The following is a 13,736-nucleotide window of genomic DNA, read 5'->3' on the forward strand; positions in this document are numbered from 1 at the left end:
GGTTGAGGGGGTTGAGAAGGTTGAGAGAGTTGAGATGGTTGAGTAAAAGGGGTTGCATCTCAACCTTCTCAACTCTCTCAACCTTCTCAACATTTCAACTCCTCAACAACAAAGATATGAGCAAGAAATTTTTTACCCTAACGGTGAAAGAAATCCGCCCGGAGACTGCCGATGCCGTTACGGTAGCATTTGGCATTCCCGAAGATATAAAATCTGAGTTTGCTTACAAAGCAGGCCAATACCTTACTTTGAAATTTTCCATCAATGGCAAAGAAGTGCGCCGCGCGTATTCCATGTGCAGCAGCCCTTTGGAAAGCGATATTGCGGTAACGGTAAAGAGGGTAAAAAAGGGTCTGGTCTCTAATTACATCGCCGACAAACTCAAAGTAGGCGAACAAGTAGAGGTCATGCAACCCGATGGCCGTTTTACGCCTGCTCTTGATGGGGACCAGCGCAAAACGTACTACCTCTTTGGTGCAGGAAGTGGCATCACACCCTTGATGGCCATCCTGAAAACCATCCTGGAAGAAGAACCCCAAAGTAAGGTACACCTCTTGTATGGCAACCGCAGCGAAGAGTCGATTTTGTTCTACGACCAGCTTGAACAATTGCAAAAACGTTACGACGGCCAATTGAGCGTGACCCATACCCTGAGCCAACCCAAACGGGAAAAGCCCAAAGGACTTTCGGGGCTTTTTGCCAAAGGTAGCGTTTCCTGGGAAGGTTTGACAGGGCGGGTTGACAGCGCTTTGATCAATCGTTTTTTGTTGGAAAACGCCAGCAATACCCGCGAAGCCGAGTATTACATCTGTGGGCCCGGCCCAATGATCAATTCGGTGGAACACGCTTTACACCAACAAAACGTTGATAAAAAACACATCCACATTGAGCATTTTACCTCCAATCTGGATCCCGATGCGCCCCACGTCAGTGGTGTAAGTGGCGCCCAGGTCATTGCCATACTCAATGGACAGACCCATACCGTTTCTGTAGCACCCAACAAAACCATTCTGGATGCAATGCTGGATCAAAAACTCGATCCGCCTTATTCCTGTACTTCTGGCGCTTGTTCGAGTTGTATGGCCAAGGTGCTCAAAGGTTCGGTAAAAATGGATGCTTGTTATGCATTGGACGATGAGGAAGTAAGCAAAGGATTTATCCTGACTTGTCAGTCACATCCTACTTCCACGGAGGTGGAAATAACCTATGATGTTTAAACAAGCTCTGAAGTGCAAAAAAACAGTATATGCCTCTTTACACCTATATCCTGGCGCTATTCTTGTGGCTGTGGCTCGGTCAATCCGGGCTACAGGCGCAGGATACCAGGCGTATAGGGGTTAATGACCAGCAAAACTTTCCCCATTATGCTCCGGTATTGAGCCCTGATGGCAGCCTATTGTTGTACAGTGAAGTAGGCAACCACGCCAACTTCGGACGATCCGATCTGGCTGACATTTGGATTTGCCAAAACTTGAGTGAGAATCAATGGAGTCGCCCCGTCAATATCGGAATACCCATCAATTCAGATCAAAACGATCAGTGCCTGGCCATCAATCTGGATGAAAATGAGCTCTACTTGTTGTTAGAGGACGAAGCGGGCAAAAAAAGCATCGCCCAGTCAAAGCTTAGTTTTCGCAGTTGGTCCACGCCACAAACCATGCAGATTGAGCCTTGGGATTCGACCTTTCAAATTCAGCACGGTTTTGTCAGCAATGATGGTCAAACCTTATTGTTGTGCCTGACCAACCCGGATAGCACCCGCCGTCGAAGCGATATTTATGTGGCTCAACGTGAAGGGGAGCTGTTGTGGAAAAACCTGCAAAGCCTGGGGCCGATCATCAATACCCCGGGGAACGAGCGCAGTGCTTTTTTGGCGGCAGATGGCCAAACTCTCTATTTTTCTTCCAGCGGTCACAAAGGTTTTGGAGGACTGGACTTGTACATGAGTCGCCGGACTGCCAATTCCTGGACGGATTGGAGTGCGCCCATCAACCTGGGCTCAACTTTTAATTCCGAACACGATGAATGGGGCTTTTACACCTCAGTAATTGGAGAAACGGCCTGGTGGACCCGAACGGAGGCCAGAATCCCCCGGATTTTAAGTGGCAACATTCCTGGTTCTTTAAGGGCTCAGGACGTGATTTTGATAAAAGGACAAGTCTATTTACCGCAATCCAAAAACCCGGCCAGCAATGTTACGGTGAGCCTGAACTACTTTGACCCCCAACGCAATACCCGGGTACTTAGGCAAGGCATCAGCAACCTGCAAGGAAAATATCAGTTGCTTTTGCCCCGCAATGCCGAGATGACCGTCAACGCCCTGTCCGGACAGTTTTTTTCGCCTACCTACAACTTGCTGCGCAAAGGGCCCGCCGCTATTGAACGTGAAGACAGCGACGAAATGATGAACGCCATGCTTGCAGCTAACCCTACTTATCGACAAATAGAGGAAGAAATCGAAGCGCTACAATTGGCTTATAATCAAAACCTGGTGGCCATCAAAAACCTGAATAAAGAGCGCCAACGGTATGTAACTTCAATTTTGCAGCAGTGGAAGGATACGGCTTCCATTAGTTTTAAAACTTTGGAATCCGGGCTGAATAAACTACGCGAAGACTATGCGGCAGCGCAAAAACAGCAAGCCTTGTTGAAATTTCACGATGGGTCACCCAAACTTAATGACCCGTCGAGCACCATTGAAACCTTTATTCCTACCGTTTTTGAAGATTTTGTCCGCCTCATTGAAATCCAGCAACGCTGGGAAATTTTGCCAGCCACTGCTCAGTCACTCATTTTACAAATGTTGACTGAAGAGGTCAAAAGGAAAGACAAACAGGTTAAAGCAGATGAAAGAGCCATCTGGAGGGAGCAAAAAGAACAAATCCTAAAGAATCCAACCTTGTTGTTGTTGCCAGAAGCTGATTTGGCCAAGTGGCAAGGGGTTTTTAGTCCTTGTTTTGAATGGCAGGAGGAGGTTTCCCGTGAAATTTCCAATTACATTTTGCAAAAAAATCAAAACGAGCTGACCACCCAGATCAAAACGGATGTACGGAACTACCTGCGAACTCTCCTGGATATGCGGATGCTTGCGGCGCAATCCGCAGCAATGAACCAGCAAATTCGCATCAAGATAGAGGGTCAATTGCGGATCGAACGTGGGTTTCAATACCGGCCATCTACCCGCCCGGCATCAGAATCAACCACGATGTTGGATACCCTCATGGTCATTGCGGCCAATGAATTGGAACAGGACATCCAGCTTTTTGACCCCATTGTAGAAAAAACCATTGTGTTGGAAAACATCGTATTCCTGCCTAATCAAAGTGAATTGGATTCCTCGGCCTACGCGGAAATACACCGCATGTCGGCCTTTTTGAAGGAAAATCCCGATTTGGCCATCGAGATCGTAGCGCATACGAATAACCATTGTACCTACAACTTCGCTACGGAACTGACCAATCGCCGGGCAGAAAGAATTGCCGATTTGTTGGTACTGGATCAGGTGCCGATGGAGCGGATCAGGGCGCGAGGCTCCGGTAAAGAGCAACCCATCGCCACCAATAGTTCCCCGGCAGGAAGGCTGGCTAATCAGCGGATTGAGATTGTGTTTATTGATCAGTGAAGTTGAGTCTCTCAACGACCGAGACGAAGTATTATCAAATTAAATAGGCAAAAGTTTATAAATAGCTATAAAGCCAGACTAAAACGACCAGCGGCGTTAGCCGCGAAACGTCTGTAGCATCCAGGCCCCCATAGGCCTTAAGGTGCGTAGCACCGAAACAATCACGAGGTTCCGGTGCTACGCACCTTAAAATTCTCCCTCCGTTCCCTTTGCTACAGACGTTTCGCGGCTAGCGCCGCTGTTCGTAAACATAAAATGATAGCTTTCAGCTAAACATTTTAGCCATCGCTCTATTTTTTCAACGTCCCCAAATACTCCACCAAATCCCGAATCTCCCGTTTGGACAGGGATGCGCCCACAGGAGGCATACTCGATGGCGTGTTGTCGCGGGAGGCAATGCGCGACACTGGAATCACCAGCGGCTCGGCATTGGTTACGTTCAAGGTAACCGCTTCTTCGGTTTCTTTGAGCAGCGTTCCGAAGATTTCCTGACCATCTTTCAACTTGAGGGTTACGGTACCAAAGCCCGGCGAAAGTCTGGCACTGGGCTCGATCAAGGCTTGTAAAAGTTGATCGCGGGTCAGTGTACTGCCAATTTCGGTGAGCGAAGGCCCGGCGGTACCCCCTACTCCACGTACTGCATGGCAACGGGTACACTGCGCGGTGGCATTGTTGTTAAAAATATTTCGCCCTTGGGCCCAGTTGCCCCCGTACAATGCTTCCGCAAAATCATCCATCAGGGTAGTGCCTGGTTTTAAGGCGGCCATTTTGGCCTTCAAACTGGCGGAACCCGTTGCATCGATGGCTTCTTTTAGCTCCAGACGTAGGTTGGGCGACAATTTTTTGTCTTCCATCTGTTGGACCAAATCAGCGAGAATAGGCTCCGTTTTCGCCAAATCCAGTTTACCCATCACGACCAACAACTGCTGTTGTTCGCGGGTACTTCCCTTGCCAAAAACGGCTTGTACGATGGCAGGTAAACTGGCTTTAGTTACATTGCTGTTGTTCAACAAGCCCAGTGCAACGGTGCGCAAACTCTCTTCTTTATCTTCCATACCCGCTTTGATGGCGGTATCAATCTCTTTGTATTTCAACTGATTCAAGGCAGGCAGTACGGCAGCCCGCACTTTGACATTGCTGTTGTTGTAGTAAATTTTGGACAGTGCATCATTGGCGTCACTCAATTCCAGGTTGGCCAACATACCTGCTACCGCAATCAAGGTTTCAGGATTGGTTTGTTCCAGGAAGCTGTTGACAAAAGGTTTGATCTTCGTCCGCGCCAGGTTGGCATCCCGCTCCAGTTTACCCCGGTAACGGCCATCCACCCGGTCGGTCAGCGAAGGGCTGCCCCAGGAACCAATGGTCGCCAGCGCTTCTGCTTTGATGAGGTCGGCAATATCGGTACGGGTCGCAAAAGCGATCAGGAGATCCAGTTCAGTGGCACCGCCTACGCGCAAGGCCGCATTGATAGCGCGACGCAAGAGTGGCTCAGCTGTAAACCGTTTTTCCTTCAAGGTAGCAGCCAATGCAGGCAGTGCTGCGGGGATCGATAAATCGTCGTTGATGGCCCGGGCCGCTTCAGTTACAATGTACTCATCGGAGTCATTCAGGAAGAGGGCAACTTTTTCACTTTTAAATTTTCTCAAAACCAGGACGGCCGCAGTGCGCAGCGCCTTGCTTGGGTTGTTGGCCAGTGCAATCATCGGCTCAGCTTGGCCAATGCGTGACAATGCCAATACAGCAGCGTGGCGAATGTACAGGTCTTCATCGTTGTTGTCTTTCAACTGTGCGATCAAAGGCTCAACGGCTGGCGCATAGGCCAATTGCCCCAGGGCTTCGGCGCTGTAAAAACGAACCCGAGGGTTTTCATGCTTGAGGAGTGGAAGCAAGTCTGGGCCTGCTGCGGCGATTTTGGCATCGCCCAACATCTTGATGGCCTGTACAATAATTTCTGAGTCGGCGTCTTTCAACAGGGGCAACAATTGTGCACCTTGCTTTTGATCGGCCCGAGCGAACTGCCCTACACCCCAAATGCCGTGTACACGCGCCAATTGGTTTTCCCTTTGCGCAATGGCTTGCTGCAACATCGGCAAACCCTTGCTGCCCCGGCGAACCAACTCAAATTGAGCTCTTTGGCGAATGCGCATGTCGCTATACCCCAGCAATTCCAACAATTTAGCAGCTGCCTGGTCACTGTAGTCCAATTCCATGAGGCGTTTGGTTTCGCGGCGCTCATCAGCCAAGTCGTTTTTATCGGCAGTGACGTCGAGTTTCCAGACGCGACCATAGTTTTTGGTGTCCCAACCATTCACCCAGTCGGCAATGTACAAGGCGCCATCGGGACCAAATTCAATGCCCGTAGGCAGGATGCCGCTGACCAGATTGGTTTCACTTTTTAATTCAAAAGTAGCGCCCTTGGGCTTCAAGTCAAAAGCCCAGATGGGCGAGCGGGTGGGTGTACCGACGAATTCCACGAGGAAAAACTTGTTTTTCCAGGCCGCGCCCAAAGCGGTGCCGGGGTTGTAGACCATCCCGGTGGGGCCGTTGTGGTAGTTCATGATCGGAGGGATGATGTAGGCAGCCTGGCCTTCCCAGCGGGGCTTGAACAGTTTCTCCTCCATCCACACGTTGTAGCGGTTGTTTTTGGGGTCGGTGTATTTGCCGTACTGCCAGTTGGAGCGCCAGCCCGCATCCGAACCTTCCACGACGTGTACCAGGCGTTCACTTTCGCCGGGGTGGTCACCATCGTTGTCGGAAGAAATGAGGTTGCCATACTCGTCAAAGGCAAATTCGTGGGTGTTGCGTAAACCAGTGGCAAAAATTTCAAAATCGCTGCCGTCGGGATTGACCCTGGCAATGGTGCCAGAGTTTGGATTGGGCCATTTTTTGCCATCTACACTGGTGACGTTGGAGCCAATATCGCCAATGTTCCAATAGATGCGCCCATCGGGGCCTTCGGTTACGCCCGACATGCCGTGGCCGCTAAACCCGATGTGTACGGCATACCCAGTGGCGAGGGAGGTTTTTTTGCCTACTACGCCATTTTTGTATTGTATTTTCCACAGGTCGGGCGCAATGGCTACGTAGAGGTTGTCTCTGGTGACCATCAAACCACCCGCTACGTCGGTGACTTCATCGTGAAAATCGTTGAGGATGCGGGTGGATTTATCGGCCATGCCATCTCCGTCGGTGTCTTCCAGGCGCCAGATTTCGTCGCGCTCAACGGCCAGGTCTTTCCAGTCGTGGGAACCATCGCTGTTGAGGTCTTGGAGCCATTCGTTTTCTTTGCTGCGCTCGGGGGCAAAGGTTTTGTGCAAAAATGCCCGCCGATCTTCAACACTTTGGAGGCCGATCGACTCGGTCATCCAATCGCGGTGGCCCCGGATGTCAAACTCCGAGTTTTTTTGGCGATTGGTCCGGGTCAGGTACACACGCCCGAGGTGGTCGACGTCCATCGCCACCGGGTCGGGTGCCAGGGAGTCGGTAGCCCACAGGCTGAGTTGAACCCCATCTGCTAGTTTGATGGTGGTTTTATCCTTCAGCTCCAGGGCCTTTTGTTGGGCTCTGGCCGAAGTTTCTTGTACGCTGATGGTATCCGGCAGTTTCATGCAGGAAATGATCAACAGCGTGAGTACACCCAAAAGGGGGATTTTCTTTCTAATGGTTTTTCTGAATGCCATAGTCAAATTGTTTGGAACATAGATAGCTGATGCAAGAGAGGTAAATTTAGCAGATTTTGAGGCTATTTTAGGAGGGAATACTTGTAAAAAAGACAAAAATCTGCGGTGGGGGCTGGTTGGAGGGCTTTTGGGGATGAAAGGCGTTCATCTAGTCTTTTTTAGCCACAATGTAAACCTGTGGATCACCAAGTTTATAGGCTTCTTTTTGGACTGAACCATAGGTTGAAATGATGCTTAATCCAAATAATTTTAAAAGCCTTTTTACTTCCGCAAGGGTAAATACATAGTGTTTAAAAGCGTGTTGCTCGGCTTTGCCTGCTTTGGTAAGCAGCAAATTGCTTACCATGTAGCTGTCCTCAACGTGATAAATATTGGTGACTTCCATGCTGATATCTCCAACATTGTAGATTCTGTTTTCGGCATATTTCAAAAGGTTGGGTAAAATACTCTCGGCAATCATGCCTGAATTAATGATGAATTTTGCGCCAGGTTCAAGGGCGGAGGCCACTTTTCCAACAAACACCTTCATTTTATCCATGTTGAAGTAGCCAAAACTATTGCCCAAACAAACTGCTCCTGAAAATTTTCCTTTGATTTCCGTTACTAGGATGTCACCCGTAATCGCAGTGATGTTTAATTGTTCTGATTGGATTTTTGAGTTGAGCCCACTCATGAAGGTCTCGGAGATGTCGATGGCGGTGACGTTCAGGCCCTGGTTTGAAAATTCTATGGCGTGGCGGCCAAAGCCGCAGGGGACGTCGAGGATATGCTGCCCTTTTTGTACGTTTAATTCACTCAACAAAAAGTCGACCTCTTGTTTGGTAACCTCGGCAGGAATGGCATTCTCCCAAAGTTCACAATTGATCCCCTGGAAGAAATCTTCGTACCAATTGTCGTTTACTTGGTTGGTCATGTTTTAGCGATGTTGGTCAATCAGCAATACATTCCCATCTGGGTCAGTTACCATAATACTGGCAGGGCCGGAAGTATTTTCGTCAGCTTCCGGGTTTACGGCAATGCCTTTATTTTTGAGTTGTCGTTGGATTGCCCTGACATCGTCAAATGCTTCAAGGTTAGTGGCATTTTCGTCCCAACCCGGGTTGAAAGTTAAAATATTGCCTTCAAACATGCCCTGAAACAGTCCAATGAGCGTGTGCTCATTTTTCATGATGAGGTAATTTTTGTCCATGCTACCTCCAAAAACGACAAAGCCAAGGTGCTCATAAAATTGCTTTGAAGCGTTAATGTCCTTGACACTAAGGCTTAAAGAAAATGCTCCTAATTTCATGTTGTTTTCTTTTTTTGTTTAAAATCGATGTTGTTACCGGGTAGCTTGTTCTACTGTGTTGGCTTTTGAACCAGTCTCTTAAACCCTCAAACACCCCCGAAACCCCCTCGCACCGTAATAAGACTCCGCCCCATTGTGGTACACAAAAACATGACCAAAACGGAAATCGGCAAAGATAGCCCCACCCAGTTTTCGGATATCCGGAGGGGTGAGGATCCAGCTCGATGTTTTGGCATCGAACTTTCCAAGTTGCTGGAGCTCCCGGTATTGTACTTCGTTCAAGAGCTCAATGCCCATGTCGGCGGCCATCTCCACCGCGCTATTGTCTGGTTTGTATTCTTTCCTGGATTCCAGGGCTTCGTGGTCGTAACAAATACTTCTGCGGCCTTTGGGGCTTTCCGCTGAACAATCGTAAAAAAGGTATTCGCCGGTTTGGGTATCCAAACCAACCACATCCGGCTCGCCGCCAGTTTCTTCCATTTCATAGAGCGAGCGCAGTTTTTCAGGGTTGGCTTCCAGCTTTGCTTGTATGGGTGCCCAGTCAAGCCCTTGATGGCGGCTCGGATTTTTTTCAAAGCGGGCTTTCAGGGTGTTGAATAGTGCTTCACGTTGTTCTGGTGTCAATTCTTTCGGCATAAGTATAGTGTTGTCATTTGTGTGCAGTCAAAACGAAAATATACGCCCTTTTTGCATCAACTTATAAGGTTTTACATCTCCTTTACATTAATTTACACGAATTAATACCTAGTCGGAACAAGCCAGTTTACTTTTGGAAAAAACAGAGTTATGTTTAAGACTAGTACAAATGCCATTTGTTTGATCGTTTTAAGTTGTTGTTTGCTCATCGCTTGTGGGCTCAATAAGAATACGGGCGCGGTGGTTGATGATTCCAAAGGGAGTGAGGTCAAAGCCGTGAAAGCATCGATCGTACAAAAGCTGAAAGAATTTGACTCACAGCCCGTTGAGCAAAGAGTTGCACTCTACTACCAATTAAAAAAAGAAAGCCCGGATGCCTATACTTTTGGGGTTGAAGATGAGTTGACCATGTATGGCTACGGCTTGCTGTGGAATAAAAAAGTGAGCGAGGCTGTAGCCATATTTAAGCTGATTGTGGCCGAATACCCGAATTCCGCCAATGCCTATGATAGCTTAGGCGAAGGATACCTGAGCACTGGGGATACCGCAATGTCGTTGACCAACTATAAAAAATCACTCGCGCTCAATCCCGATAACTTTAATGCGGAAGACTACATTGAACGCATCAAAAACCCCAATAAAAAGCCTGAAAAACCCACCGAAAGGTTCGTGAAAATTTTCACGCCAGAGCAATACAAAGCAGATTTGGATCAATTGGGCCAAACCTTAACAACGGTGCACCCTAATGCGCTCAAATTCATTTCCAAAGACGCATTCTGGAAAACCATCGAAGCGAAAAAAGCCCTAATTACCCCGCATACCACCTACGGCGAATTCGCTTGGCATTGCAATGAAATCATTGCCAATGTGCATTGTTCGCATACCACGATGGGCGGTTTTTATCCTGAAAATGCTATGTTGCCCCTTTCCTTGAGGTTCCCGCTGCAAACCCGTTGGGTGAACAATCAATTATTTGTGATTGATCCCTTGAACAATACCGATAAGGTGAAGCTCAAAGACGAAATTCTGAGCATCAACGGCGTGGCAGTTTCGACAATCATCGGTGGCATTTACAAGCATATTCCTGCGCAAGGTTATGCGGAGACAACCAAGAAGCATTATTTCAATTGGTGGTCTACGGGATTGATCCCGTATGCACTGGATTTTCCAGAAACGTATACTATAGCGGTGCAAGGAGGAAAAGACCCCATCGTATTGCACCAAGCCACAACTTTTAAAGACCCTTATGATGATTCGTCCATCCAACGTTGTGACAATGGTTTGTGCTTTGAAGTGTTGGCTGACGATCCTAAAACGGCCATTCTGACGATTGCCTCATTCAACTATTACCCCTGGAACAACCTCAGCGTTTTCACCACGTTTATAGACAAAACCTTTGTTGAAATCAATCAAAAAGGCATTAAAAACCTGATCATAGACGTGCGGTTTAATGGGGGCGGTTCTCAACAATCCAGCATTCATTTGTTGAGGTATTTGGTGGACAAACCTTTCCAATATTATGCCAGGGCTGAATTTGAAGGAAAAACCGAAAAAATTGATGGCGAAGGGGTTGTAGCTCCTTTTGAAAACCGCTTTAAAGGAAAATGCTATTTTATGATGGACGGGAATGGGCAGTCTACCACGGGGCATTTCATGTCTTTGGTCAAAGTTTTTAAGTTGGGCACCATTGTGGGGGAAGAACTGGGGTCGAATCAGTTTTGCTCGGCGGGCCAAAAAATATGCAGGCTTGCCAATACGAAATTGGAGTATTACGTGGCAAACAATACGCATGAATCTACGGCAACTTCGTTGCCAGATGAGGTGGGGATTTTGCCCGATCATTATGTAACCCAAAGCATCGATGAGTATTTGAGCAAGGTGGATGCGGTTAAGGCGTTCACGATTAAGCTGATGCATAAAAAATAGAACTAGTGCATTAACTTATGAGTTAATGCACTAGGCTTGTTGATCCTCATTTAGCAGCCCCCGGATGTTTGTCTTTGATCCGCTTCCGCCATTTTATCAATTCATACCAAATCACCGATAAAAATCCAATACCAATACAGATGGCGATTTGAACCCCATCCAATGGCGCAAACAAAAAGAAGCTGGCAAATGGCGGCACGTACAACAACAAGGCGGTGATGGCAATGGTGACCCCAATGATGAGCGGCACCAGGTTGTTCTTGTACTTCAAGGTAGTCAACACAGAATAGTAGAAAGATCGGTTGACCAAGGTGAGAAAAATATTGGCGGCGACCAGCACGGTGAAAACCATCGTTCTGGTGGTAGATTCCGGGAAGCCCTGATACGCGGCATATTGATAGGCAGACAAAGTTCCTGCGGTGATGAACAGGCCTTGGATGATGCTGGTGGTTAATTCTTTCCAATTGAAAAAAGTAGTGGTGAATGGCCGGGGAGGTTGCTTCATGGTGTTGGCTTCCATGGGTTCGTTTTCGTAGATGATGGAGCAGGTTGGCCCCATGATCAACTCCAGGAAGATGATGTGCACTGGCGTAAAAATATTGGGGTAAATCCAGCCCAATACCAGTGGAATAAACACGGTCAGGATGATGGGGATGTGAATGGAAATGATGTACTGGATGGCCTTTTTCAAATTGGTATAAATCTTTCGGCCCATGGCCACCGCATCCACCATTTTGGAAAAATCGTCGTTCACCAAAATCAATGAAGCAGCTTGCTTGGCGATCTCGGTTCCCTTTTTGCCCATCGCAATGCCAATGTGGGCCGCTTTCAGTGCCGGGCCGTCATTCACGCCGTCGCCGGTCATGGCTACGATTTCCTGTTGGGCCTTTAGCGCTTCGATGATTTTGAGTTTTGCGTCGGGAAACATCCTGGTAAAAAGCTGGGTATCGAGCACCGTAGCTTTCAATGCTTCCTCCGACAATTGCATCAGTTCTTCACCCGTAATGCTTTTTTCGTAGCCCTTAAAACCAATTTGTTTGGCGATGGCAGTCGTGGTAGCGGCATTGTCGCCAGTAACAATTTTGACCCTGATTCCTGCTTTGTAAAAGTGTTTGAGTACCGCTTTGATGTTCTTTTTGGGTGGATCGTAAAAAGCCACCATTCCCTTGAAGTTGAACTGGAATTCCTGCTGGGTGGCCGGGAAATTATTGCCTGCAAAATCCGCTTCCGCAACCGCCAATAAACGGTAACCATCCACCGCTAAACCATTGATGGCTGCTTCAATTTGTTTTTTTTCCTCGGCGGATAAATTGCTCACCTTCATCAAGGCCTCCGGGGCACCTTTGGTGGCAATGATCCGCTGGCCAGCTTTGTCTTCAAACAAATGGGTCATCATCGGTGGCTTGCCATCCAATGGATACTCATGAATCATCTTGTAGTGCGGCCTTTCATCTTCGCCATGGGTTTTGGCGTACGCCTCGTGTAGTGCAATTTCCATGGGGTCAAAAGGGATGGGTTCACTGGCCCACATGGCGAGCCGGAGCAGTGCTTTTTCGGCATCGTTGGTGATGTGTTCGGCATCCGTGGTATTTTGGGAATCCAGCAGGAACAGTTTGGCCAGGCTCATTTTGTTTTCGGTGATGGTGCCCGTTTTGTCGGTACAAATCACGGTGGCGCTGCCCAGGGTTTCCACGGTTTTCATTTGTTTGACCACAATGCCCAACTTCATCAAACGCCATGCCCCCAAGGCCATAAAAGTGGTGAAGGCCACCGGAATTTCTTCGGGCAAAATACTCATGGCCAGGGTGAGCGATTTTAATAAACTATCCAACAACTGACGGGATTGAAAATAATTGATTGCCCAGACCACTACAAAAACCACCGCCCCAACCAGCACCATTTTTTTTACAAAATTGTTGATCTGCAACTCCAATGGGGTCTTTTCCTCCTCAATGCTTTCCAGGCTTTTGCCAATTTTGCCCAACTTGGTTTCGTTGCCAATGGCGGTGATCGTCACAATGGCCAGGCCGCTGGCTACGGTGGTGCCTTTGTACACAAAATGATCTTCGCTGTCTTTGTCTTTGCTTACCGACATTGATTCGCCGGTGAGGATGGATTCATTTGCCGAAAAGTCATTGGAATGTACAATGCTGCCATCGGCGGCAATGGAGGTTCCTTCTTCCACGATCAGGCTATCCCCCTGCACCAAATCTTCACTGTTGATTTCTTCGGTATTGCCATTTCGGATGACCTTGCATTTGGATTGGGTGAAGTTTTTTAGTTTCTCGAGGGCATTCCGGCTGCGGGAATCCTGGTACAAGGAAATCGCAGCGACCAACACGATGGCAAACACCATAAAGAAGCCATCGCCCGCATCTCCACTGATGAAATAAACGGAAGCCGCCACCAACAATAAAATGAGCATGGGCTCTTTGACCAAACTTTTTAAAGCGTCCCAAAAGCCATTTTCCTTTTTGTAGTTCAATTGGTTGGTCCCAAATTTTTTCCTTGCTTCCAGTACCTGGTTGCTGCTTAGGCCTGCGATATTGTAATTGTTGGTGGGCATGGGCTGATCATTGTTTGA

The 13,736-nt window shown here is 48.0% G+C and carries 8 protein-coding genes; 3 read left to right on the top strand and 5 right to left on the bottom strand.

The window, feature by feature from the left end:
• Positions 1 to 116 precede the first annotated feature (116 nt).
• Both ACEW9O_RS02075 and ACEW9O_RS02080 read left to right on the top strand, forming a co-directional pair.
• Positions 117 to 1,217 (top strand): 2Fe-2S iron-sulfur cluster-binding protein, encoded by a 1,101-nt coding sequence (locus ACEW9O_RS02075; RefSeq protein WP_373548458.1) that lies wholly within the window; start codon positions 117 to 119, stop codon positions 1,215 to 1,217.
• Between the two features lie 29 nt (positions 1,218 to 1,246).
• Positions 1,247 to 3,622 carry an OmpA family protein gene (locus ACEW9O_RS02080; RefSeq protein WP_373548459.1) on the top strand — a complete coding sequence of 792 codons (2,376 nt, stop codon included), beginning with the start codon at positions 1,247 to 1,249 and terminating at the stop codon, positions 3,620 to 3,622.
• A gap of 290 nt (positions 3,623 to 3,912) precedes the next feature.
• Here the strand turns inward: ACEW9O_RS02080 and ACEW9O_RS02085 are convergent, their stop codons facing one another.
• The 4 genes from ACEW9O_RS02085 to ACEW9O_RS02100 all read right to left on the bottom strand — a co-directional run bounded on the left by ACEW9O_RS02085 (position 3,913) and on the right by ACEW9O_RS02100 (position 9,226).
• Positions 3,913 to 7,302 carry a HEAT repeat domain-containing protein gene (locus tag ACEW9O_RS02085; RefSeq protein ID WP_373548460.1) on the bottom strand — a complete coding sequence of 1,130 codons (3,390 nt, stop codon included), beginning with the start codon at positions 7,300 to 7,302 and terminating at the stop codon, positions 3,913 to 3,915.
• A gap of 148 nt (positions 7,303 to 7,450) precedes the next feature.
• Positions 7,451 to 8,215 (bottom strand): cyclopropane-fatty-acyl-phospholipid synthase family protein, encoded by a 765-nt coding sequence (locus tag ACEW9O_RS02090; protein ID WP_373548461.1) that lies wholly within the window; start codon positions 8,213 to 8,215, stop codon positions 7,451 to 7,453.
• A gap of 3 nt (positions 8,216 to 8,218) precedes the next feature.
• Positions 8,219 to 8,590: a VOC family protein gene (locus ACEW9O_RS02095; protein WP_373548462.1), complete on the bottom strand. Its 372-nt coding sequence runs from the start codon at positions 8,588 to 8,590 to the stop codon at positions 8,219 to 8,221.
• Between the two features lie 78 nt (positions 8,591 to 8,668).
• On the bottom strand, positions 8,669 to 9,226 hold the full coding sequence (locus ACEW9O_RS02100) for a DUF4256 domain-containing protein (RefSeq protein ID WP_373548463.1): 558 nt from the start codon (positions 9,224 to 9,226) through the stop codon (positions 8,669 to 8,671).
• A 150-nt stretch (positions 9,227 to 9,376) separates the two neighbouring features.
• On the opposite strand from ACEW9O_RS02100, the gene ACEW9O_RS02105 reads away from it, so the two are divergent.
• On the top strand, positions 9,377 to 11,152 hold the full coding sequence (locus ACEW9O_RS02105; protein ID WP_373548464.1) for a S41 family peptidase: 1,776 nt from the start codon (positions 9,377 to 9,379) through the stop codon (positions 11,150 to 11,152).
• Between the two features lie 46 nt (positions 11,153 to 11,198).
• On the opposite strand, the gene ACEW9O_RS02110 is transcribed toward ACEW9O_RS02105, so the two are convergent.
• Complete coding sequence (locus ACEW9O_RS02110; protein WP_373548465.1) at positions 11,199 to 13,718, bottom strand: cation-translocating P-type ATPase; 2,520 nt, start codon at positions 13,716 to 13,718, stop codon at positions 11,199 to 11,201.
• Between the last annotated feature and the right edge of the window lie 18 nt (positions 13,719 to 13,736).

Origin of the sequence: Haliscomenobacter sp., from assembly GCF_041740695.1 — a bacterium.
Taxonomy (GTDB): domain Bacteria; phylum Bacteroidota; class Bacteroidia; order Chitinophagales; family Saprospiraceae; genus Haliscomenobacter.